The organism is Eisenbergiella sp. OF01-20 (assembly GCF_003478085.1).
In the GTDB taxonomy this organism is placed as follows: domain Bacteria; phylum Bacillota; class Clostridia; order Lachnospirales; family Lachnospiraceae; genus Eisenbergiella.
In genome coordinates, this window is the sequence record NZ_QUES01000001.1 from 73,400 (window position 1) to 96,423 (window position 23,024).

At 46.7% G+C, this 23,024-nt stretch carries 19 protein-coding genes and 1 pseudogene; 14 read left to right on the forward strand and 6 right to left on the reverse strand.

Translation table 11 applies throughout. The annotated features are described in order from the left end of the window. Window positions 1–3: 3 nt before the first annotated feature. Together DXA36_RS00355 and DXA36_RS00360 are read left to right on the forward strand one after the other, a co-directional pair. Window positions 4–1,920: an alpha-glucosidase gene (locus tag DXA36_RS00355; protein WP_118675715.1), complete on the forward strand. Its 1,917-nt coding sequence runs from the start codon at window positions 4–6 to the stop codon at window positions 1,918–1,920. 105 nt (window positions 1,921–2,025) lie between these two features. After that, window positions 2,026–5,115, forward strand: a complete 3,090-nt coding sequence (locus tag DXA36_RS00360; protein WP_118675716.1) for a glycoside hydrolase family 2 TIM barrel-domain containing protein — start codon at window positions 2,026–2,028, stop codon at window positions 5,113–5,115. Window positions 5,116–5,226: 111 nt separating this feature from the next. Here the strand turns inward: DXA36_RS00360 and DXA36_RS00365 are convergent, their stop codons facing one another. The 6 genes and pseudogenes from DXA36_RS00365 to DXA36_RS00395 all read right to left on the reverse strand — a co-directional run bounded on the left by DXA36_RS00365 (window position 5,227) and on the right by DXA36_RS00395 (window position 11,019). Beyond that, window positions 5,227–6,114, reverse strand: coding sequence for a fructose bisphosphate aldolase (locus tag DXA36_RS00365; protein ID WP_118675717.1), 888 nt, complete (start codon window positions 6,112–6,114; stop codon window positions 5,227–5,229). Window positions 6,115–6,638: 524 nt separating this feature from the next. Next, window positions 6,639–7,376, reverse strand: a pseudogene (locus DXA36_RS00375) (nucleoside recognition domain-containing protein); the annotation flags it as partial. A 53-nt stretch (window positions 7,377–7,429) separates the two neighbouring features. Continuing rightward, window positions 7,430–9,055 (reverse strand): recombinase family protein, encoded by a 1,626-nt coding sequence (locus DXA36_RS00380; protein WP_118675720.1) that lies wholly within the window; start codon window positions 9,053–9,055, stop codon window positions 7,430–7,432. A gap of 3 nt (window positions 9,056–9,058) precedes the next feature. Beyond that, window positions 9,059–9,226 carry a ribbon-helix-helix domain-containing protein gene (locus DXA36_RS00385; RefSeq protein ID WP_227187772.1) on the reverse strand — a complete coding sequence of 56 codons (168 nt, stop codon included), beginning with the start codon at window positions 9,224–9,226 and terminating at the stop codon, window positions 9,059–9,061. Window positions 9,227–9,437: 211 nt separating this feature from the next. Then, entirely contained in the window at window positions 9,438–10,331 is an 894-nt protein-coding gene (locus DXA36_RS00390; protein ID WP_118675721.1) for a hypothetical protein, read from the reverse strand. After that, on the reverse strand, window positions 10,318–11,019 hold the full coding sequence (locus DXA36_RS00395; protein WP_243114530.1) for a hypothetical protein: 702 nt from the start codon (window positions 11,017–11,019) through the stop codon (window positions 10,318–10,320). Before DXA36_RS00395 ends, DXA36_RS00390 begins: the two co-directional genes overlap by 14 nt. Window positions 11,020–11,429: 410 nt before the next feature. On the opposite strand from DXA36_RS00395, the gene DXA36_RS00400 reads away from it, so the two are divergent. The 12 genes from DXA36_RS00400 (at window position 11,430) to DXA36_RS00460 (ending at window position 23,011) form a co-directional block, all read left to right on the forward strand. Beyond that, a complete protein-coding gene (locus tag DXA36_RS00400) occupies window positions 11,430–11,744 on the forward strand; it encodes a YdcP family protein (protein WP_118675722.1) in 315 nt (104 codons plus the stop codon). A gap of 20 nt (window positions 11,745–11,764) precedes the next feature. Then, on the forward strand, window positions 11,765–12,148 hold the full coding sequence (locus tag DXA36_RS00405) for a YdcP family protein (RefSeq protein ID WP_118675723.1): 384 nt from the start codon (window positions 11,765–11,767) through the stop codon (window positions 12,146–12,148). A gap of 7 nt (window positions 12,149–12,155) precedes the next feature. Continuing rightward, a complete protein-coding gene (locus DXA36_RS00410) occupies window positions 12,156–12,401 on the forward strand; it encodes a hypothetical protein (protein ID WP_118675724.1) in 246 nt (81 codons plus the stop codon). 26 nt (window positions 12,402–12,427) lie between these two features. Beyond that, window positions 12,428–13,825, forward strand: a complete 1,398-nt coding sequence (locus DXA36_RS00415; protein ID WP_118675725.1) for an FtsK/SpoIIIE domain-containing protein — start codon at window positions 12,428–12,430, stop codon at window positions 13,823–13,825. Window positions 13,826–14,001: 176 nt separating this feature from the next. Next, window positions 14,002–15,198 carry a MobT family relaxase gene (mobT, locus tag DXA36_RS00425; protein ID WP_118675726.1) on the forward strand — a complete coding sequence of 399 codons (1,197 nt, stop codon included), beginning with the start codon at window positions 14,002–14,004 and terminating at the stop codon, window positions 15,196–15,198. A 48-nt stretch (window positions 15,199–15,246) separates the two neighbouring features. After that, window positions 15,247–15,468: a hypothetical protein gene (locus DXA36_RS00430; protein ID WP_021636460.1), complete on the forward strand. Its 222-nt coding sequence runs from the start codon at window positions 15,247–15,249 to the stop codon at window positions 15,466–15,468. A 64-nt stretch (window positions 15,469–15,532) separates the two neighbouring features. Next, a complete protein-coding gene (locus DXA36_RS00435; protein WP_118675727.1) occupies window positions 15,533–16,276 on the forward strand; it encodes a hypothetical protein in 744 nt (247 codons plus the stop codon). Between the two features lie 48 nt (window positions 16,277–16,324). Next, window positions 16,325–16,813, forward strand: coding sequence for an antirestriction protein ArdA (locus tag DXA36_RS00440; RefSeq protein ID WP_182478850.1), 489 nt, complete (start codon window positions 16,325–16,327; stop codon window positions 16,811–16,813). 103 nt (window positions 16,814–16,916) lie between these two features. Further along, window positions 16,917–17,309, forward strand: a complete 393-nt coding sequence (locus DXA36_RS00445) for a conjugal transfer protein (RefSeq protein WP_054354528.1) — start codon at window positions 16,917–16,919, stop codon at window positions 17,307–17,309. Next, a complete protein-coding gene (locus DXA36_RS00450) occupies window positions 17,293–19,746 on the forward strand; it encodes an ATP-binding protein (protein ID WP_118675728.1) in 2,454 nt (817 codons plus the stop codon). Before DXA36_RS00445 ends, DXA36_RS00450 begins: the two co-directional genes overlap by 17 nt. Next, window positions 19,743–22,013: a CD3337/EF1877 family mobilome membrane protein gene (locus DXA36_RS00455; protein WP_118675729.1), complete on the forward strand. Its 2,271-nt coding sequence runs from the start codon at window positions 19,743–19,745 to the stop codon at window positions 22,011–22,013. Before DXA36_RS00450 ends, DXA36_RS00455 begins: the two co-directional genes overlap by 4 nt. Then, window positions 22,010–23,011: a bifunctional lytic transglycosylase/C40 family peptidase gene (locus DXA36_RS00460; protein WP_118675730.1), complete on the forward strand. Its 1,002-nt coding sequence runs from the start codon at window positions 22,010–22,012 to the stop codon at window positions 23,009–23,011. Before DXA36_RS00455 ends, DXA36_RS00460 begins: the two co-directional genes overlap by 4 nt. Window positions 23,012–23,024: the final 13 nt, after the last annotated feature.

Sequence of the window (23,024 nt, forward strand, 5' to 3'; positions counted from 1 at the left end):
GGCATGAACGGGAAAATGACTATGAAAAGCAGCCTTCGTGAGGTATATGCCCATCCGGCGGGCCATGATATCCTGAAAAAAATCATGCTGCAGACAGGCATGCAGGATTGGATGGTTGACAACCGGATAACCGGATCCTTCTCATTGCAGACAGTGGCTGCCCTGACGAAAAAAATACTGGACGAAAGCTTCTGGGAGACGTTTCTGCATCTGCTGAATGAAGAAATGGATTACCCGGAGGAAACAGATACGCAGATTGTGCGGAAATGGTGGAAGGAAGCCGTTTTCTACCAGATTTATCCCCGGAGCTTCTGTGACGGAGATAAAGACGGTACCGGTGATTTGAAGGGGATCCTGGGAAAGCTGGATTATCTTTCCGGGCTTGGGGTGGATGCGGTATGGCTTTCCCCTATTTACGATTCCCCCAATGACGACAACGGCTATGATATCCGGGACTACTATACGATCCTGCATGAATTCGGCACCATGGAGGAATTTGACGCCCTCCTTTCCGGGCTGCACAGCCGCGGCATGCGCCTGATTATGGATCTGGTGGTAAACCATACCTCCGATGAGCATGAGTGGTTCCGGGAGGCGGTGCGGGATCCATACGGCCCTTATCATGATTATTATCTGTTCCGGGAAAACGAGGACGGACGGGAGCCGAATAACTGGACCTCCTTTTTCGGGCAGGGCAGGTACGGGGATGCATGGCGCTATATCCCGGAAACGGATGAATGGGCGCTTCATCTTTTTTCGCCAAAACAGATGGATCTCAACTGGGACAATCCCCGGCTGCGTAAGAGTATTATCGCCATGGTGAAATGGTGGCTGGAAAAAGGGGTGGACGGCTTCCGTCTGGATGTTATTAATTATATTTCCAAGGAAGAAGGCCTTCCCTACGGGAATAAATCGGTGGGAAAGCTGCTGGGATACGTGGGGATCGAACACTATTTTTACGGGCCGCATCTCCATGACTATCTGCGTGAGCTGCGCTGCCGGGCGTTTGACCCTTATGAAGCCTTTTCCGTGGGCGAAATGCCCGGAATCGGCATGCAGATGGGCAAGCTTCTCACAGGGGAGGACAGACATGAACTGGATATGCTGTTTTCCTTTGATCATCTGGAGACGCCGGGGCATACCCGGTTCGATGCATACCGTTATGATCTGAACTATCTGAAGCAGTATTACACGGAGTGGATGGAGGGTTACGGGAACCGTTGCTGGATGTCCCTTTTTTATGAGAACCATGATAATCCCCGGATGATTTCTAAAGTGAATGAAGATCCCCGTTTCCGTTTTGCCATCGGCAAGCTGCTTGGCATGATACAGTTCACGCTGAAAGGCACCCCGTTTTTATACCAGGGACAGGAGCTGGGAGCCGTCAATGTATCTTTTACGGAGATATCCCAGATCCGGGATGTGGAAAGCCGGAACCTGTATGAAGAATTCTGCCGGGAAATGAGCGAAGAAGCCGCATTTGACAAGATACTGGCGGGAACCAGAGATCATGCAAGGGCGATGATGGATTGGCAGGAGGCCGAAGAGCAGAAATACGACAGGGATTCTATTTACTATTTTTACAAAAAGCTCATAGCCCTGCGCAAAAAGTACCCGGCCCTCGTCTATGGGGATATACGGATAACGAACCGTTCCGCCAAAAATCTGTTTACCTGGTTCCGTGAGCTTGACGGCGAGGTTTTCTATATAGAGTGCAATCTCAGTGAAGCGCCGCTCAAACGCCCGCCCAGGCCGGAGGGCTTTGGGGGAGTGCTGTCGAACTATAAGAAGCCGGGAAAACAGATGCAGCCCTATGAAGCGTGTCTGTACCGGAAAACAGAGGTTTCCGGGAGGGGATGCCGCAGGGAGCAAAGGCCGTCCGGACTGTTACATAAAAGCAGGTCAGAAAAATACAAATAGTCTGCAAGATTTTACATTTTCAAAAGTACCAAAAAATCATATGATTAAAAATGATTGTTTTCCAAACGGACAACGGTACGTAAAGTAAAGGGAGGTACATTTACCATGAACAGCAAGCTCTTACAACCAAATGGCTATATGCCATGGGAAAAGAACCCGGAAGTTTTCCGGATTAATAAGGAAAAGCCCCACAGCGATATCATTCCTTTCCCCACGACGGAGGATGCCCTTTCCTGGAATAAAGAAGCGAGACATATTACGGATCTGAACGGAACCTGGAAGTTCTGCTACTTTGAAAACCCGGATCAATGTGATGCGGCCTTTCCCCAGGGGCTGGAAGGTTTTGTGGATACGCATAACTGGGGACATATCCAGGTGCCGGCAAACTGGCAGCTGCAGGGCTATGATTATCCCCAGTATGTGAACGTGAAATATCCCTGGGAGATGACGGAAGACATTATGCCGCCGGAAATCCCCAGAGTATATAACCCTGTGGGAATTTATTCCCGTATCTTTTCCGCGGACAAGAGGGAAAAGGGACGGACATTCCTGCGTTTTGAAGGGATAGAATCCTGCGGGGAGGTCTATGTAAACGGAAGCTTTGCAGGCTACAGCGAAGGCTCCTTCACTCCTGCGGAATATGATATAACCGACTATGTAAAGGACGGTGAGAACCAGCTGGTGGTAAAGGTGCTGCGCTGGTGCGACGGCAGCTGGCTGGAGGATCAGGATTTCTGGAGGCTTTCCGGCATTTTCCGGGATGTGTATCTGTACTCCCTGCCGGAGGTCTACGTGAGCGACTGGAGAGTGGATGCGCTGCTGGACGAGAATTACCAGGACGGAATCCTTACCGTGGAAGCTCAGATAGAAGGGGACACCCGGGACTGCGGGCTGATGCTGGAGCTGTACAGCCCCAAAGGAAGGCAGATAGGGAAGCTGGAAGCAGAAAAGGCGGAGGAAGGCAGAGCCGTATTTCATCTGGAGGTGGATACGCCCTGGCAGTGGAGCGCGGAATCACCCTCCCTGTACACGGTGGTGCTCCGCCTGCTGAGAGGGGGACAGGAAACGATTCTGGCATCCCGGTGCGGGTTCCGTACCTTTGAATTAAAGGACGGTCTGATGATGCTCAATAATAAACGGATTGTTTTCAAGGGGACAAACCGTCATGAATTCGGAGCAAAATTCGGAAGGGCGATCACCAAAGAGGCAATGCTTTCGGATGTGCTTGCCATGAAACGGAATAATATCAATGCTGTCCGTACCTCCCATTATCCCAATCACCCTTATTGGTATGAGCTGTGTGATGAATACGGACTCTATGTCATCGATGAAACCAACCTGGAAACGCATGGCACATGGACGTACGGTGTGCCGGAAGACAGGCAGCCGGATGTGCTTCCCGGAAGCAATCCCCTCTGGACAGGGGCGGTGCTGGATCGTGTGGCGGATATGTATTACCGGGACAGGAACCATCCCTCCATATTGATCTGGTCCTTGGGCAATGAATCCTATTGCGGAACGAATTTCAGGGAGATGGCGGATTTCCTTCGGGCGCATGATAAAACCAGGCTGGTTCATTATGAAGGACAGCATCATTGCCCGGGGTATGAGGATGTTACGGATATGGTTTCGACCATGTATACACCCGTGTCGGAATGGGTGAAATACGCCGGAGAGGAATCTGCAGGCCAAAAGGATTCCGGGAAACCAGGAATCCTTTGCGAGTTCGCCCATGCCATGGGAAATTCCTGCGGAAGCCTTTATAAATACGCCGAAGCTTTTGATAACTATCCGAAGCTGCAGGGCGGATTTATCTGGGATTTCGTCGATCAGGCCATCTGGAAAAAGGATGAGGACGGCAGGGAGTACCTGGGCTACGGCGGTGATTTCGGGGAAGGCTATACGGACGGTATTTTCTGCGGAAACGGCCTCCTGTTCGCCGACAGGACAGAAACCCCCAAGCTTATGGAAACCCGGATCTGCTACCAGAATATCAGTTTTGAAGAGATTGACTGGGAAAGCGGGGAAGTGACTGTCCGCAATAAGAACCTGTTCACGGATGTAAGTGCCTACCGTCTGGCATGGAGCCTGTACCTGGATGAACAAAGGACTGCGGAAGGGGAACTGGAAGCCGCCTGTGAACCGGGTGAGACCGTGCGGGTGAAGCTGCCTTTGGGAAGCCTGCCGGAAGGAAGCTTCATGGAAGCCTTCCTGAATCTGGAAGCGCGGCTGAAAGAGGATACCGGCTGGGCAAAAGCCGGATATGCGGCAGCCAGGGGACAGTTTATAACAGGAAGCCGTGAAAAGCTGCAGGAAGCAGCAAAGACAGGAGGCAGCCTGCAGGTTACAGAAAATTTCGGGACACTTATCATTGCCGGATCCGATTTCGAATACCGTTTTTCCAAACGCTCCGGTGATTTTTACAGTATCCGCAAGGGCGGCAGGGAATATCTGAAAGCACCTGTGGAATGCAATTTCTGGAGGGCAAGTACGGATAATGACCGGGGAAGCAAGCAGTCCTTCCGTTCCATGATCTGGAGATATGCCGGTGCCAATGCGGCAAAATGGACGAACCGGGGAGAAACAAGCGCAGAGGCGGTGGAGGTGGATATGAAGTTCATCCTGCCCGTTACCTCTCAGGCCGTCATGGATACCAAAATAACAATACGCGCAGATGGAAGCATTTTGTTCGATAATACATACAGCGGCGGGGAAAATCTGCCGGATATGCCGGAAGCAGGGCTTTTGTTTACCCTTCCGGAATGCTTTGACCGTTTCCAGTGGCATGGAAGGGGGGCGCATGAAAATTACATCGACAGGAATACCTCCGCTTTTGTGGGAACCTGGGAGGCAAAGGTGGCGGAACGCGTGGTTCCTTATCTGATGCCCCAGGAATGCGGGAATATGACGGGAGTCAGAAGGCTTACCCTTGCAGGAAGAGACGGGAGAAGCCTTACCTTTACGGGATTCCCGGAGGTGGAAGCCAACGTGCTCCCCTATACGCCGGAGGAAATGGAGCTTGCCGCCCACCAGAAGGATCTGAAGCCTGCGGATAAAACCGTGGTGAGGATCAATTACCGCCAGACCGGAGTGGGAGGGGACGACAGCTGGAGCCTGAACGCCAGGGCCCATGAGGAGTTCCGGATCAAAGGAGACAGCACCTTCCGTTTTGTATTTGAAGTAAAACCGGAATAATCACAAAGCAGCCGCCAGGGAAGGCTCCCCGCGGCTGCTTATTTTCTGTGTGCCGGCTGGCACGCATACGCCAATGGACATACATGCGACCGGCGGGCGCGTATCTGACGGTCAGGTCATGGATGCTTTATATATTTCATCGATGGAACGTTTCAGTACGGCATTGAATTCCTCATCCGTCTGCTGCTTCTGCAGCCCGGCGGTGAGGGCGCGGGAGAAACTGGCTATCAGGCCATGGTTCCTTGCAAGCCGCTGATTGGCTTCTATCTGGCTGTAACCGCCGGACAGCGCCACCACACGGACCACATGAGGATCCTCCATGAGCTCCTGATAAAAATCATCAACGGAAGGGATGGTAAGCTTGAACATCAGCTTACTATCCGGATCCAGACCGTCAAGATGGGCAAGAAGCTCCTTTTTCAGCAGCTTTTCGCTGTTTTCCTTGTCCGGGATAAAAATATCCACTTCCGGCTCCAGAATCGGGACCAGGCCGGCACGGGCGATGCGGCAGCCGATTTCAAACTGCTGATCCACGACTTTTTTTATCCCGTACGGATCCGCCGCTTTGATAACCGAACGCATTTTTGTACCGAAAATATGCTTTTCTTCCGCCCGTTTCAGCAGATCCTCCAGATTGAGGATAGGCTTCATGACGCGGACCCCGTTTTCCTGTTCCGCCAGGCCCTTATCTACCTTCAGGATTGGAAGGATCCCTTTTTCCTCCCACAGATAATCCGCGGTATCTTTCCCTTCAATCTGCCGCTCCATGGTATTTTCGAAAAGAATAGCTCCCAGGATATGTTCGCAGGTAAAGGCCGGGCTGGTTATAATACGTGTTCTCATCTCATGGATAAGAGAATACATTTCTTCATCGCCGTGATAAGACCCATCCGGAATCCCATAGAGCCGGAGAGCCTTCGGCGTGCTTCCGCCGCTCTGATCCAGTGCGGCAATAAATCCGTTCCCCTGTTGCATCCGACAGAATTGTTTCTGATCCATATATGCTCCCCCTTTTCGTAATTGTCCCGGCGGCAGCACGGAAGCGGTATGCCGGTTTGGCAGACGGCTTCCTAAGCTGGATACCGGTGTTCCCTTTAAAGTTTCTTTATAGTTATATTATACTACGATATAAGGCGGAAAGCTATGCACAAGTGCAGTATAACCGCGGTTTCCCGGCGGAAAAGCCGGATACAATAGCGGAAGGCCCCGCAAGTACGGGACCTTCACTTTTTTGTCTATATTATAATTGAGCAACAGAACCGCATCACAATGCCTGACTAACACGATTCTGTGTTCCCTTCAATTTGTTATTATCATATCCTAAAAATGTGACAAAACTATGTACACTTTCATAAGAAATCATAAAAAAATACCGAAAGAATTTAGAAATATTTTGGAATGTAAGGATTGGATTTGTCATAGATGGCGGAAAAGAATACGCGGATGGAAGCAAAAGGGCGGGACTGCCCGGAAAAGCAGCCCCGTCCTTTGTGATCCGGGATTTTCATTAGCGTCACCGGCCCCTACGAAAAAAGCAGGCGGGCAGCGGTGGTAAATAAAAAGCAGATTAGGATTCCGCAAACAGTGGGAAGCAGAAAAGAAAGAAGGGTCCATTTCAGACTTCCCGTTTCCTTTTTGATTGTGAGACAAGTGGTGGCACATGGCCAATGCATCAGAGAGAACAAAATCGTGCTCACGGCGGTTATCCAGGTCCAGCCGTTTGCCGTAAAAAGCTGCAGCAGCTGCGCGCCTTCTATTTCAATCAGACTGCCTCCGGCCATATAGGTCATGATGATGATAGGGACAACGATTTCATTGGCCGGAAGTCCCAGAAGAAAGCCGGTAAGGATACAGCCGTCCATCCCGATGGCCCTGGCAAAGGGATCCAGTAAGCCGGTAAGGGAGTTAAGAAGCGTGGTCTGGTTTTGCAAACGAATATTGGCCAGAAGCCAGATGATCAGACCGGCGGGGGCTGCTGAAACCATGGCGCGTCCAAGGACCTTTATGGTACGATCCACAATACTTCTTACAATTACCTTTAGTATCTGTGGTTTCCGGTAGGGAGGCATCTCCAGCGTGAAGGAGGAGGGGACTCCCTTTAACAGGGTGGCCGACAGCAGCCTGGAAACCAGAAGTGTCATAAAAACGCCCAGGACGATTATACCTACCAGAATGCAGGCGCCCAGGAAAGACCCGTAAAAGCCTCCTGCCCCTCCGATCAGGAACAGGGTGATAATGGATATTATGGTGGGAAATGCGCCACCATCCAAACGGCAACTTTGCTCCATACGACGAGTAGATGGCTGACAGTTCCCTACTCGCCGTCGATAAAAATATGGAGGTCTTTGCCATCCCAGACAATTTTCTTAACCATCAGCTTGATTAAGGTACGCTTTTCTTCAATCGTCAGCGTATGGAAATTGTCTTTGAAGCTGGATAACGCCGTGGACAGCATATCCACTTGAATTTCCCTGTCCGCTATGATGTTTACATCCTTTTGCAGACGGGCTTTTTCTTCTTTCATGGAAGCAAGCTCTTTGTCCAGCTCCGTAATTCTGGCATTTACACGTTCAATGAACGCAGCTCCTAAGTTTCCGTGTGACAGTGTGTTGATAAGATTGTCAATCTCGCTGTTACATTTCTTGATTTTATCATCAATGACCGCTACGGGGCTTTTTTGTGTCTGTCCTTGTAAATCACGTTTCAGCTTTTCCAGCAGCTTGTAGATACCGGAGTTTTCATCCGTGTACTGCATGAGATATTCACAAACAATATCGTCCGCCTGCTGACCACCCAGATTTTGACAGTCGCATAAATCTAAGCCGCCACGCAGTTTGTTGTTACAAATATAGTCGTAAAGTTCACGGTTGCCGCCTTTGCCGCTCCGCTGCTTTGCGAACATCCGGCTCTGGCATTTATCGCAGAAGATTAAGCCGGACAGCAGGGAATAGTCATTGTGCATGATAGCAGGCTTCTTCCCAGTGGGGATATTGTCTTTCAAGATATTTTGAATTGCTACCCACTTTTTACCGGATATGCGCCCTTTGTGCCTACCGATTGCGACAATCCATTTATCCATATCCTGTCTTGGGGCACTTTTCTTCCGGTAATCACGCTTATTGTATGCCAGCAGACCGTATTTATTAGAACAATCGGTTTTCTCAAAGCAAACGTCTGAATGATGTTCCGTGAAGTATTCCCATGCGTCTTCATCAGCGATACAGTAAACCGGATTTTGCAATATCTCTTTAATGCCTAACAGGGAGAACATTTTACCTGTACGTGATTTGATTCCCTGCTTGATTAAGTATTTGCTTACGCCGGATATGCTCCGAAGCTCTAAGAATTTTTCCAGAATACAATCAATGGCTTTCAATTCCTCTGGATTGTCCTTTAGCTTGCAGGAAGTCTTGATTTTACCGTCAATAATGATTTCCTGTATCTTTTCAGAAGTAAATCCTGTTGGGGTAGTGCCGCCCAGCCAACGTCCAGTCCTTGCCAGCATTAGCATATTGTCACGGACACGCTCTGCAATCGTTTCTCTTTCCAGTTGGGCGAAAACCGAAGCTATGTACATCATGGCTTTTCCCATAGGCTTTGAGGTGTCAAATTCTTCTTTAATACAGATAAATGAAATATTGTAGCTGTTCAAGTCTTCAATCAGAGAAGAAAAGTCACTGACATTACGGCTGATACGGTCAAGACGATAGCAGACAACGTATTCCGGTTTATTCAGTTTTATATCACGGAGCATTTGTTGGAATTGCGGTCTGTCCGTGTTCTTTGCGGAAAAGCCCTCGTCTTCATAAACGACGATTTCCGCATTATCCGATTCGGGGATTTTGGTTGAAATATACTCCCTGCACATTTCAATCTGGTTTTCAACGCTTTCCCCTTTGCCCGTATATACCGATTTACGGCTGTATATATAGATTCTCAAAGGTTACTCACCATCCTTTTTCTGCTGCACATAGTCAGATAAAATCTTAGCGCATAAGTTGGAAAAGGTACGCTTGTCCTCTTTTGCCAGATTATCTAACTGCTGCTTTAATTCCTTTGGAATTGTTATAGGTACTCTCACGTTATTTTCAGAAACAGCCAAACTATCCACCTCCTTACATATAGTGTATCACAGTGTAACACTTTTGTCAAGAATACGGGTACCACTGACTTGCTATTATTATGTTTTGTATGATGTGGTTGCATATATAGAACGGAATATTTTTTCAACAAAAAACTCTTTTTGACAATTTCATCAAAAAGAGTTTCTAAACTTGTAAATAATAAATATGGTTTATATTTAAAGAGACTTAATTAATGTTCTATACACTTAAACTACCGATATAAGTGCCATTATATGCATTGGGTTTCTTTTTATTATCAAGAAAACTGACAGAATAGTTTTCATTAGATACATAAATGTCAACTATCGAATTATCACAATCTAAAATGATGTCTCCAGCAGTATTTTGGGTTATGGTATTATATCCAGATAGGTAATTAATTTTGTCGGATGGCGCTTCTCCTATAATAACAATTTTGGGATTGATACTTTCCATCCACTCCTTGGGGAGTTTACCGCTGCTTCTACCATGATGGGGTGCAAATATTATGTCAGCTTCGGGTAATTCAATTTCATCTTTTATTTTTTCGGTAAAGGAATTTTCTAAATCCCCGAACCATAAAATAGTTACCCCATTATTTAATGAATATTTTATTATTGGCGAAATATTATTTGGACTTTTCCCATCTTTAGCATTAAGCAGTTCAGCTTTAAAATGTTCATTATCAACAATAGGCCATAAGATATTGATACCCGACGAACCGTAATTTTTTTCTTCATCGTTATCGTTCATCCAACGGCGGGAACAGCCTTTGTATAAGTAAAATGCTTTTTTGTCTGAATCCCTTAATTCGCAGTAACGTTTAAAATCCTCTGTCTCATCCTCTTTTGTTGCTTCATTAGCAACGCAATAAAAATTAAGAATACCGATACTATCATCTAAATATTTTAGTCCGTGAATATGGTCTTCATCTGGATGTGTTGAGATGAACCTTTTAATATCTTTTTCCTTAGATTCACTAATTATTTCATCAGTAATTAATTTTTTATTTGTATCATCCATATTGCAATCAATAATAGTAAAATTGCTACTACCATGCTTTATGTAGAACATATCCCCATCTCCAACAGAGATTGATTTAATAATACTCATTTTTTTCCTCCTCTTTCGATATATCGAGCGCTATAACATTATAGACAAAACGTTTAGCTTTTATATGTGTTGCTACATTAGTAATAATTAATACCCCAAGTAGATAAATAATAAAGAGTTTTTCATATGTTAGCCACTTAAAGAAAAAACAGGATATAAAGTATAATACAAGAATAACCATAGTGGAAACATACATATCCCTCATTAACAAATAGTTTCGATTTGACATAAACACCATAGGAGCTTCTCTATATTGATTGTAAATTTTATACCATTGACTATTCTCATACTTTTTTCTTTCATCCAGATTTATTGGTATCGCAGAATATATATGAGAGTATTTTTGTAAAGCCATATCCGTAGTAAAACGAATGTCTTTATTTTTGTTTTTAATTTCAGTAAATATATATTCACCTGGTAACTTCATAAAATACAAATTGACTATTTTGTTTTTTATTTTATCGTCTATGACACTATCAAATAATATTGTGAATATATATATTATTGAAGCAAGGAGAGTTGTTCCCAACAAAGAGACTATCCCCTGTAATAACTTTATATTTTCAGTATTAGCAAAGTCGATAAATCCATGAACCAACAAAAAAACTAATGCATTAGCAATTACATATTGTTTCAATTCATTTTCTCTGTAATCTTTTAAATTATTCAGTTGAACCACCTCATTCATAATGGATAATACTTCGTTTATGATACCACGAAACCGACTTGTTTTCAATAAACATACCAAGTAAAAAGCAAATTAAAGATTACTAAGATTTATCATAGACGTTCATCAATGAGCGTCTTTTTTCTTACCCAAAATTCAGAAAGGATGTGATACCCATGCCACGGCAAGAACCGCAGGAGCGTTCCCCTCCGCATAACATCATGTGGAGATTGTGCCAGTCACAGGCTGGCTGAAATCCTCCTTATTCGGCTTGACTACCCTTTACCTGTTAGAATGGGATTTGTCAAGGGTGCGAAGCACAACGCCAGCCCTTGATAAATCACAGGCAGACAGGTATTCTCCACGAAGCTGAATGAAGAACTATCAAAACCCATTAACCATCAATCATAAGAAAGGAAAGGTAAAAACATATGGAACTTAAATTTGTTATCCCGAACATGGAAAAGACATTCGGCAGCTTGGAGTTTGCCGGAGAAGACAAGACAGAACAGCGCAGAATCAATGGGCGCATGACTGTACTCACACGTAGCTTCAATCTGTACTCTGACGTACAGAGGGCGGATGATATTATCGTGATTCTGCCAGCCGAAGCAGGCGAAAAGCATTTTAATTTTGAAGAACGTGTTAAGCTGGTAAATCCCCGTATTACCGCAGAGGGCTATAAAATCGGCACTCGTGGCTTCACAAACTACATCCTCCATGCAGACGATATGGTAAAAGCATAAGGAAAGAGAGGTATCTATTTATGAGATTAGCAAATGGAATCGTCATTGACAAGGAAGCAACATTCGGGGCGTTGAAATTCTCCGCCCTCCGCCGTGAGGTACGGATTCAGAATGAAGATGGTACGGTATCGGATGAAATCAAGGAACGCACTTACGATTTGAAGTCCAGAGGACAGGGGCGCATGATTCAAGTGTCCATCCCTGCCAGTGTGCCGCTGAAAGAGTTTGAATATAACGCAGAAGTGGAAATCATCAATCCCGTAGCCGATACCGTCGCAACCGCCACGTTTCAAGGGGCAGAGGTGGACTGGTATATCAAGGCGGATGATATTGTCTTGAAGAAAGGTGCTGCCCCTGCCGGAAATCCGCAGCCGCCGAAGAAAGACAATCCGCCTGTAAAATAAGAAGCCTATGGATGGTATCGCAAGATATGACGAGTACGAAGACGACTTCCGGCTTCTTTCCCTGCCGGAATACCGCTGGATGGCGGAACAGCTATTGAACGAAGCCTTAGAAGATTACAGACCACCGGAAAATCTGAATGTATTTATGGCGGATTGCCTATGTAATGACATTTCCGGCTATACATTCCTGTTTACAGCCCGTACAGAAGACAGCGAAAAAAACTATTCACTGCTCTACACGGGCTTTTATTAAAGTCAGAGAAAAAGAGTGAATCAAGCATGAAACAGTATCTTCCCCGTGGCAAGCGGATTCGTGCCACGGACAAAGACTTAGTTTTCCATACCGCCACCGCCGCCCTGCTTCCAGTCTTTCTGCTGATTGTCCTGCTGTTTCATGGCAGATCAATCATGCAGACAGACTGGCAGGATGTTACTTTCACGCAGCTTGGAGAATCCATCCACATTCCCTACCTGCTTATCAGTATGGGCGTGGCAGGGCTTATCTGTCTGGCGGCGGTTCTGGTCTTCCGGCACTACTGCCGTGACTATGTGAAACAGCTCTACCACCGCCAAAAGCTGGCGAAGATGGTTCTGGAAAACAAATGGTATGAAGCAGAACAGGTGCAGTCAGACGGTTTCTTCAAAGACCTGTCGTCCAGCCGTTCAAAGGAGAAAATCAGTTATTTCCCCAAAATCTACTACCAGCTTAAAAATGGGCTGATTCATATTCGGGTGGAAATTACGCTGGGAAAATATCAAGACCAGCTTTTGCACTTAGAAAAGAAGCTGGAAAGCGGCTTGTATTGCGAGCTGACCGACAAGGAGTTAAAGGATTCCTACGTGGAATATACCCTGCTCTATGACACTATCGCAAACCGCATTTCCATTGAAGATGTGCAGGCAAAGGATGGCAAGCTCCGGCTGATGAAAAATATCTGGTGGGAGTATGACAAGCTGCCCCATATGCTGATTGCCGGAGGAACGGGCGGCGGTAAGACGTATTTCATTCTGACGCTCATAGAAGCCCTGCTCCGCACAAATGCCGTTCTTTACGTTTTAGACCCGAAGAACGCCGACCTTGCCGACTTGGAAGCCGTCATGCCAAACGTCTATTATAAAAAGGAGGATATGACTGCCTGCCTTGACCGTTTCTATGAGGAAATGATGAAACGCAGCGAGGATATGAAGCAGATGGAGGGCTACAAGACAGGAGAAAACTACGCCTACTTGGGATTGCCAGCGAACTTCCTTATCTTTGATGAATATGTGGCGTTCATGGAAATGCTGGGAACAAAAGAGAACGCCGCCATCCTTAATAAGCTGAAACAGATTGTCATGCTGGGGCGGCAGGCCGGATTCTTTCTGATTCTTGCCTGCCAGCGTCCGGACGCAAAATATCTGGGCGACGGAATCCGTGACCAGTTCAATTTCCGTGTGGCTCTTGGGCGTATGTCTGAAATGGGCTATGGGATGATGTTTGGGGAAACCGACAAGGACTTTTTCTTGAAGCAGATAAAAGGGCGTGGCAATGTGGATGTGGGAACAAGCGTCATATCGGAATTTTATACGCCCCTTGTGCCAAAAGGACACGACTTCCTAAAGGAAATCAAACTACTTGCAAACAGCAGGCAGGACACACAGGCGGCGTGCGTAGCGGAAGCCGCAGGGGTGGACTGACCTGCTGGCTGGTGTGCCGCAAGGCACGCCAGCACCTAACCCCCCGTATCTAACAGGGGGGTACAAATCGACTGGAAACAGTCTGAAAATAAAGCGGAATCCTGCTGGTTACATGGGATTCCTTAAAATCCGGCGTGTGTCAGCGAAGTACCGAAAGTTGACATACGTCTTTTTGATTGGAGGGATATTCACTGAATCACGATACTTGGGTACAGGAATTAAAGGAAAAACGCTCCGGCTATGGAATCTCGCAGAACAGGCTTGCGGTAGCTGCTGGCATGACACGCCAGTATCTAAGCGACATTGAAACGGGCAAGGTATTTCCAGCCGCCGAACGGAAAGCGGCTATCATGGAAGCACTGGAACGGTTCAATCCAGACGCTCCCCTTGAAATGCTCTTTGACTATGTGCGGATTCGCTTCCCTACTCTGGATGTGAAGCACGTGGTTGAGGATATTTTGAGGTTGAAGCTGTCCTATATGCTCCATGAAGACTACGGCTTTTATTCTTACGCTGAACATTACTGTCTGGGCGATATATTCGTGCTGGTATCGCCGGAAGAAGAAAAAGGCGTGTTGCTGGAACTGAAAGGGCGTGGCTGCCGCCAGTTTGAGAGCTACCTGCTGGCACAGGAACGGAGCTGGTATGAGTTTTTCATGGACTGTCTGTTGGAGGGCGGCGTGATGAAGCGGCTTGACCTTGCCATCAACGACAAGACAGGGATTCTAAACATCCCCCGTCTGACGGAGAAATGCCGGAATGAGGAATGTGTTTCCGTGTTCCGCAGCTTTAAGAGCTACCGCAGCGGCGAACTGGTGCGGAGGGATGAAAAAGAATGTATGGGAAATACGCTGTATATCGGCTCTTTACAGAGTGAAGTGTACTTCTGCATTTATGAAAAGGATTTTGAGCAGTACAAGAAAAATGACATTCCCATAGAGGAAGCCGAAGTTAAGAACCGCTTTGAAATCCGGCTGAAAAATGAGCGTGCTTACTATGCCCTCCGTGACCTGCTGGCGTATGACAATCCAGAACGAACCGCTTTTAAGATTATCAACCGCTATGTGCGGTTCGTGGATAAGGACGATACGAAGCCCCGTTCTGAATGGCGGATAAGTGAGGAATGGGCGTGGTTTATCGGGGAGAATCGGGAAAGTATGAAGCTGACAACGAAGCCCGAGCCGTATTCATTCCAGCGTACCTTGAACTGGCTTTCCCATCAAGTAGCCCCAACCTTGAAAGTGGCTATGAAGCTGGATGAAATCAACCATACGCAGGTCGTAAAGGATATTATCGCCAGTGCGAAGCTGACGGAGCGGCACGAAAAGATTTTAAAGCAGCAAGCCGCCACTGCAAAGGAGGTGGTTATCTAACTGCTTTTTATTCCCTGTTGACATTCAAGCAAAGAAAGGAGCGATTTTATGAATTTCGGACAGAACTTATACAACTGGTTTTTATCAAACGCACAATCTCTGGTACTGCTGGCAATCGTGGTGATTGGTCTTTATTTGGGCTTTAAGCGTGAGTTTAGCAAGCTGATTGGCTTTCTGATTATCTCGCTGATTGCTGTTGGTCTGGTCTTCAACGCCTCTGGTGTAAAAGACATTCTGTTAGAACTGTTCAACAAGATTATCGGAGCTTAAATTAGCTTGGTATAATAATCATTTAGTGATACAATACAACTAAATATAATTTTAGGGGTGTATCATGAAAAAAAAGCATATTATTCTTTTGTATATTCTTGTTTTATTGTTATCTTTAGTAACGCCTATAATCATAAATGAAAGCTATAAAGCCAATACGGGCTATATGACGTTATGGGAAGCTAAAGATGTACTTCTTTATTTTGGTTCAATACTTGGAGCGTTAGGCACTACTTTTATTGGCGTTGTTGCTTTATTTCAAAGTGCGCAAGCAAATAAAATCAGTGATAGGCTATTGCAACTTGAAGAAAGGAATAGCACGCCATTTTTGCACATAGATACGTCTAATTGCAAAATTGATACATTCACAAACAGAGAAGTCGATATTTCTATTTATTTCAGAAATGCTACGGAAAATGTTATAAATATAGTCCATGTGGATGATTTAAAAATAGATGCAGTTTTTCTATCTAATACTGATAAAAAGATACCTTTTTGTCAAACGTGGACAAGACATTATTCAGTATTACCCAATCAAAGTAGACAAATGAATTTTTATATGACTTCTTCAAAAGAAGAACCAGCATTTGTCTTCTCGGAGTATTTATATAGTAGCGGATTTCTCCAGCTTCATTGTGAATTAAGTATTACTTTAGGATACGCCAATTCAAAAGACATATTTGAACAAAGCTACGAATTTGTTATAAACATTGCTTGTCCTAAAGATAGCAAGAAATACTTTGCAATGTTTGATGGTGTTGAAAACAGCATAGACAAAACTAATTTTGAAGAAGCAGCCAATAATTAGGCTGCTTCTTACGTTAGAACAGAAAGGATGTGGAGATTTATCGAAGAAATGAGAATCTATATTGCCAACTTAGGCAAATACAACGAGGGAGAATTGGTCGGGGCATGGTTCACACCGCCCATTGATTTTGACGAAGTGAAAGAGCGTATCGGTTTGAATGACGAATACGAAGAATATGCCATCCATGACTACGAACTGCCCTTTGAAATCGACGAGTACACGCCCATTGAGGAAGTAAACCGTTTATGTGAAATGGTGGAGGATTTACCGGAGGATATACAGGCAGAGCTTCACGAACTGCAATCCTATTTCGGCGGTATCGAAGAATTGTGCGAGCATGAAGACGATATTATCCATTATCCCGACTGTGAGGACATGGCGGATGTGGCACGCTATTTCATTGAAGAAACAGGTGTTTTGGGCGAAGTGCCGGCAAGCCTGCAAAACTACATAGACTATGAAGCCTACGGGCGTGACCTTGAAATCAGCGGCAGTTTTGTTGTCACGAACCACGGCGTATTTGAAATCACTCGCTAAGAATCTGGCAAATCACAACCCGACAGGGGATGTTCTGACAGATTCTTTATTTTTCGGGGCGGCTTCCATGCTGCCCCACACTCTTTTAGAAAGGACTGATTACATGAAGAAAATCCGAAGCTATACAAGTATCTGGTCGGTGGAAAAGGTGCTATATTCCATCAATGACTTTAAGCTGCCGTTCCCTATCACGTTTACGCAAATGACGTGGTTCGTGGTATCGCTGTTTGCTGTCATGCTGCTTGGGAATGTGCCGCCGCTGTCCATGATAGACGGGGCTTTCCTCAAATACTTTGGGATTCCCCTTGCGCTTACATGGTTCATGTGCCAGAAAACCTTTGATGGGAAGAAACCTTACGGCTTTCTGAAATCCGTTATCGCCTATCTGGTGCGCCCGAAACTGACCTATGCAGGAAAGACCGTGAAGCTGGGGAAAGACCATCCGGCAGAATCCATCACGGCAGTTAGGAGTGAAATTTATGGCATATCCGATTAAGTATATCGAAAACAATCTGGTGTGGAACAACGACGGGGAATGCTTCGCCTACTATGAGCTACTACCTTACAATTATTCGTTCCTTAGCCCAGAACAGAAATTTAGGGTTCACGATTCATTCCGGCAGTTAATCGCACAGAACCGTGACGGAAGAATCCACGCCTTACAGATTAGCACAGAATCCAGCATAAGGGCGGCGCAGGAACGCTCTAAAAAGGAAGTGTCCGGCAGGTTGAAAGAAATTGCCTATGAGAAAATCGACGCACAGACCGAAGCCCTTATTTCCATGATTGGGGAAAATCAGGTAGACTACCGTTTTTTTATCGGCTTCAAGCTGATTTTGAATGAGCAGGAAGTCACGATTAAAAGCGTGGGTAAAGAAGCGGCAAACGCCTTTTCTGACTTCATCCACGACGTGAACCATAAGCTCATGGGAGATTTTGTTTCTATGAGCAATGATGAAATCTGGCGTTTCTCTAAGATGGAAAAGCTGCTGGAAAATAAAATCTCACGCCGTTTTAAAATCCGCCGTCTGGACAAGGACGATTTCGGTTATCTCATTGAACACCTTTACGGGCAGACAGGAACAGCATATGAGGACTACGAATACTATCTGCCGAAGAAAAAACTGGATAAGGAAACGCTGGTAAAATATTACGACCTTATCAAGCCGACACGCTGTCTGATGGAAGAAAAACAGCGGTATTTGAAAATCGAGCAGGAAGAATCCACGGCATATGTCGCTTACTTTACCATCAATTCCATTGTGGGCGAACTGGACTTCCCGTCGTCTGAAATCTTCTACTATCAGCAACAGCAGTTCACCTTTCCCATTGATACCAGCATGAATGTGGAAATCGTGGCGAACCGGAAAGCCCTGTCCACTGTCCGCAACAAGAAGAAAGAGCTGAAAGATTTGGATAACCACGCATGGCAGAGCGACAACGAAACCAGCTCCAACGTGGCAGAAGCACTGGACAGTGTGAATGAGCTGGAAACCACCTTAGACCAGAGCAAGGAATCCATGTATAAGCTGTCCTACGTGGTGCGTGTCACGGCTTCCGACCTTGACGAGCTGAAACGCCGCTGTAATGAAGTCAAGGACTTCTACGATGATTTGAGCGTGAAGCTGGTGCGCCCCTTTGGGGATATGCTGGGCCTGCATGGGGAATTTCTGCCTGCCAGCAAACGGTATATGAATGATTACATCCAGTATGTGACAAGCGACTTCCTCGCCGGATTGGGATTCGGGGCTACGCAGATGTTGGGGGAGAATGAGGGAATCTATGTAGGGTACAGCCTTGACACAGGTAGAAATGTGTATCTGAAACCTGCTCTCGCCAGTCAAGGGGTGAAAGGTTCTGTGACAAATGCTCTCGCTGCCGCTTTTGTCGGCTCATTGGGAGGGGGAAAATCATTTTCCAACAACATGATTGTCTATTACTCCGTCCTGTTTGGCGCACAGGCTGTCATTGTAGACCCAAAGGCAGAACGTGGGAACTGGAAAGAAACGCTGCCGGAAATTGCCGACGAGATTAATATTGTCAATCTTACCTCGGACGAGAAGAACAAGGGGCTGCTTGACCCCTATGTGATTATGGAGAATCCGAAAGATTCGGAATCTCTGGCAATCGACATCCTCACATTTCTTACGGGCATTTCCTCCCGTGACGGTGAGAAATTTCCTGTCCTTAGAAAAGCCATTCGTGCCGTAACCAACAGTGAGGAACGGGGCTTACTGAAAGTCATTGAGGAATTGCGTGTGGAGGGAACGCCCATCAGCGTAAGTATTGCAGACCATATCGAATCTTTCACGGATTACGATTTTGCACACCTGCTTTTCTCACACGGGGATGTGGAGCAGTCCATCAGCCTTGAAAAGCAGTTGAATATCATACAGGTGGCGGATTTGGTGCTGCCGGATAAGGAAACCAGCTTTGAAGAATATACCACAATGGAGCTTTTGTCCGTGGCTATGCTAATCGTTATCAGCACCTTTGCCCTTGATTTCATCCACACAGACCGCAGCATTTTTAAGATTGTAGACCTTGACGAAGCATGGAGCTTCTTACAGGTGGCGCAGGGAAAAACCCTGTCCATGAAGTTAGTGAGGGCTGGGCGAGCCATGAACGCAGGCGTTTACTTTGTCACGCAGAACACGGATGATTTACTGGATGAAAAGCTGAAAAACAATCTCGGCTTAAAATTTGCGTTCCGTTCTACGGATATAAACGAGATAAAAAAGACCCTCTCCTTTTTCGGCGTGGACGCAGAGGACGAGAACAACCAGAAGCGTTTGCGTGACCTTGAAAATGGACAGTGCCTTATCAGTGACCTATACGGGCGTGTGGGCGTGATACAGTTCCATCCGATATTTGAAGACCTGCTGCACGCCTTTGATACCAGACCGCCCGTCAGAAAAGAGGTGGAGGAATGACAATAAAAAAGCTGTTACACCGGAATCCGGCGGCAGGCGGCAAGCCGGAACGGAAAAGAAAATGGAATATACAGCGGCTTGGAAAAGTGGCAGTTACGGTACTTCTGGTATTCGTGATTGCCATTTTTCTGTTAGCGACGCTGGGAACGGTAGCCCATGCCGCAGGGCTGGTGGATGATACCGTCAATGCCGCCAACGAATACAGCAAGTACCCATTGGACAACTACCAGCTTGATTTTTATGTGGACACGGGCTGGGATTGGCTGCCGTGGAACTGGCTGGACGGTATCGGAAAGCAGGTTATGTATGGGCTTTACGCCATCACAAATTTTATCTGGACAATCAGCCTTTATCTTTCCAATGCCACGGGCTATCTGATACAGGAAGCCTATTCACTGGACTTCATATCGGCAACGGCGGATTCAATCGGAAAGAATATGCAGACCCTCGCGGGCGTTACCCCAAACGGGCTGTCCTCGGAGGGATTTTATATTGGATTCCTGCTGATTCTGATTCTTGTCGTGGGAATCTATGTCGCCTACACGGGGCTTATCAAGCGTGAAACTACAAAGGCAATCCACGCCGTTGTGAATTTCGTGGTGGTATTCGTGCTGTCAGCGTCGTTTATTGCCTATGCTCCCGACTATATTGGGAAAATCAATGACTTTTCCGCAGACATCAGCAACGCCAGCCTGTCATTGGGGACGAAGATTGTCATGCCCAATACGGAGAGCCAGGGCAAGGACAGCGTGGATTTGATAAGAGATAGTCTTTTTTCTATACAAGTACAGCAGCCGTGGCTTCTGCTCCAATATGGCAGCTCTGATATGGAAGCCATCGGAATGGACAGAGTGGAAGCCTTGCTCTCAACCAGCCCCGACCAGAATAACGGCGAAGACAGGGAAGAAATCGTTGCGGAGGAAATCGAGGACAGGGATAACACGAATCTGACCGTCACAAAGACCATCAATCGGTTAGGTACAGCTTTCTTCCTCTTTATCTTCAATATTGGTATTTCTGTATTTGTGTTCCTATTGACTGGCATTATGATTTTCTCGCAGGTGCTATTTATCATTTACGCTATGTTCCTGCCTGTGAGCTTTATTCTAAGCATGGTTCCCACCTTTGACGGAATGTCAAAGCGTGCCATCACAAAGCTGTTCAATACGATTTTGACTAGGGCAGGAATCACGCTGATTATTACAATAGCATTTAGTATTTCCACCATGCTCTATACGCTTTCCGCAGGTTATCCGTTTTTCCTCATTGCGTTCTTGCAGATTGTGACCTTTGCCGGAATCTACTTCAAGCTGGGGGATTTAATGAGTATGTTCTCCTTGCAGAGCGGCGATTCCCAAAGAGTGGGAAGCCGTATTATGCGAAGGCCCCGTATGCTCATGCACGCCCATATGCACCGATTACAGCATAAGCTGGGGCGTTCTGTGGCGGCTCTTGGGGCTGGTGCAGCCGTTTCTAAGGCTTCTAAGCAATCGGGGGCGGCTTCTGGTTCGGGAGCTTCCAGAACCACACAGGCAGACCATACCCGACCGGATGGACAGACTGGCACAGCGGAAAAGGCTTCTTTTGGCAAACGTGCTGGACAGGCGGCAGGTATGGTCATGGACACCAAAGGCAGGATTGTAGACACCGCCGCAGGGCTGAAAGAACAGGCAAAGGATTTGCCCGTCAATGCAAAATACGCCCTTTATCACGGGAAAACGCAGGTGTCGGAGGGCGTGCGTGACTTTACATCCAGTATGACGCAGACCAGAACCGCCAGAGCGGAGGGGCGCAAGGAAAAAGAGGAACAGCGCAGGAAGACGATTGCAGAGCGCAGGGCGGAAATGGAACAGGCAAAAGGCAAAAAATCTTCTGCCGCAGAACCGCAAAAAACCGCTTCCCCTGTCCATGAACGACCTGCCACCACTGCATCACAAACCGAATCCCGTGAGCCTGTGGAGCGCAGCCAGACACAGACGGCCAGAGCCACGGCACAGGCTGGAAATGCTGGCAAGCCTACGGAAAGACCTGTGGTATCATCCGTGAAAGAAAAAGCGGATATGCCGCCAGAGAGGACGGGACGTCAGATTGTACAGACGGCTTCACATTCAGAAAGACCGCTGCCAAAGGCGGCTGCCCCTGCCACAGCAGAGCAAGAGCCGCAACGACAGTCCATCAAGGAGCGCAGTTCCACTATTCAGCGTGAATCCACCAGAAAGGAGAAGTCCAGAATTGCCGCCGAAGTTAAGAAAGGGGAGAAAAAATGAAGCTGAAGCATATCATCATTGCCAGCTCTGGGGTGTTCGTGCTGATTTTCTCCCTGCTCCTGTTTGTGGTCGTCCTGTTCTCGGATGAGGAAGACGGGGGCGGCTCTCATATCCAGTATGGCGGTGTGAATGTGCCAGCGGAGGTGCTGGCACACAAGCCCCTGCTGGAAAAGTACGCAAGGAAATACGGGATTGAAGAATACATCAATGTGCTGCTTGCGATTATACAGGTGGAATCCGGCGGTACGCTGGAAGATGTTATGCAGTCCTCGGAATCGCTGGGATTGCCGCCAAACTCACTAAGCACAGAGGAATCCATCAAGCAGGGCTGCAAGTATTTCTCGGAACTGGTGGCTTCCGCCGAAGCAAAGGGCTGTGACCTGAACGCCGTCATTCAGTCCTATAACTATGGCGGCGGCTTTCTTGACTATGTGTCGAACCGTGGGAAGAAATACACCTTTGAACTGGCGGAAAGTTTCGCAAGGGATAAATCCGGCGGAACAAAAGTGACCTACACAAACCCTATCGCTGTGGAAAAAAACGGCGGATGGCGGTATAACTATGGAAATATGTTTTATGTACTGGTGGTGTCACAATATCTGACCGTAGCGCAGTTTGACGACGAAACGGTACAGGCTATTATGGATGAAGCTCTAAAATATGAGGGCTGGCGGTACGTGTTCGGCGGAGCTTCCCCTACTACCTCCTTTGACTGTTCCGGTCTTGTCCAATGGTGTTTCGGCAAGGCTGGAATCTCCATGCCACGGACGGCACAGGAACAGTACAACGTGACGCAGCATATCCCCTTATCCGAAGCAAAGGCTGGGGATTTGGTCTTTTTTCACTCTACCTATAACGCTGGTACTTACATTACGCACGTCGGGATATATCAAGGAAATAACCGTATGTTCCACGCTGGCGACCCAATCGGCTATGCCGATTTGACAAGTTCCTACTGGCAACAGCATTTAGCAAGCGCAGGAAGAATCTCAAAATAGAAAGGATGAAAAC

What these genes read in the sequence shown, in the direction of transcription:
- DXA36_RS00415 (WP_118675725.1), top strand. Translation starts at nt 12,428, where the DNA reads ATGAAACAGTATCTTCCCCGTGGCAAGCGGATTCGTGCCACGGACAAA.
- DXA36_RS00360 (WP_118675716.1), top strand. Translation starts at nt 2,026, where the DNA reads ATGAACAGCAAGCTCTTACAACCAAATGGCTATATGCCATGGGAAAAG.
- DXA36_RS00440 (WP_182478850.1), top strand. Translation starts at nt 16,325, where the DNA reads ATGAGAATCTATATTGCCAACTTAGGCAAATACAACGAGGGAGAATTG.
- DXA36_RS00435 (WP_118675727.1), top strand. Translation starts at nt 15,533, where the DNA reads ATGAAAAAAAAGCATATTATTCTTTTGTATATTCTTGTTTTATTGTTA.
- DXA36_RS00365 (WP_118675717.1), bottom strand. Translation starts at nt 6,114, where the DNA reads ATGGATCAGAAACAATTCTGTCGGATGCAACAGGGGAACGGATTTATT.
- DXA36_RS00395 (WP_243114530.1), bottom strand. Translation starts at nt 11,019, where the DNA reads ATGAATGAGGTGGTTCAACTGAATAATTTAAAAGATTACAGAGAAAAT.
- DXA36_RS00450 (WP_118675728.1), top strand. Translation starts at nt 17,293, where the DNA reads ATGGCATATCCGATTAAGTATATCGAAAACAATCTGGTGTGGAACAAC.
- DXA36_RS00390 (WP_118675721.1), bottom strand. Translation starts at nt 10,331, where the DNA reads ATGAGTATTATTAAATCAATCTCTGTTGGAGATGGGGATATGTTCTAC.
- DXA36_RS00400 (WP_118675722.1), top strand. Translation starts at nt 11,430, where the DNA reads ATGGAACTTAAATTTGTTATCCCGAACATGGAAAAGACATTCGGCAGC.
- DXA36_RS00455 (WP_118675729.1), top strand. Translation starts at nt 19,743, where the DNA reads ATGACAATAAAAAAGCTGTTACACCGGAATCCGGCGGCAGGCGGCAAG.
- DXA36_RS00405 (WP_118675723.1), top strand. Translation starts at nt 11,765, where the DNA reads ATGAGATTAGCAAATGGAATCGTCATTGACAAGGAAGCAACATTCGGG.
- DXA36_RS00430 (WP_021636460.1), top strand. Translation starts at nt 15,247, where the DNA reads ATGAATTTCGGACAGAACTTATACAACTGGTTTTTATCAAACGCACAA.
- DXA36_RS00410 (WP_118675724.1), top strand. Translation starts at nt 12,156, where the DNA reads ATGGATGGTATCGCAAGATATGACGAGTACGAAGACGACTTCCGGCTT.
- DXA36_RS00355 (WP_118675715.1), top strand. Translation starts at nt 4, where the DNA reads ATGAACGGGAAAATGACTATGAAAAGCAGCCTTCGTGAGGTATATGCC.
- DXA36_RS00460 (WP_118675730.1), top strand. Translation starts at nt 22,010, where the DNA reads ATGAAGCTGAAGCATATCATCATTGCCAGCTCTGGGGTGTTCGTGCTG.
- DXA36_RS00445 (WP_054354528.1), top strand. Translation starts at nt 16,917, where the DNA reads ATGAAGAAAATCCGAAGCTATACAAGTATCTGGTCGGTGGAAAAGGTG.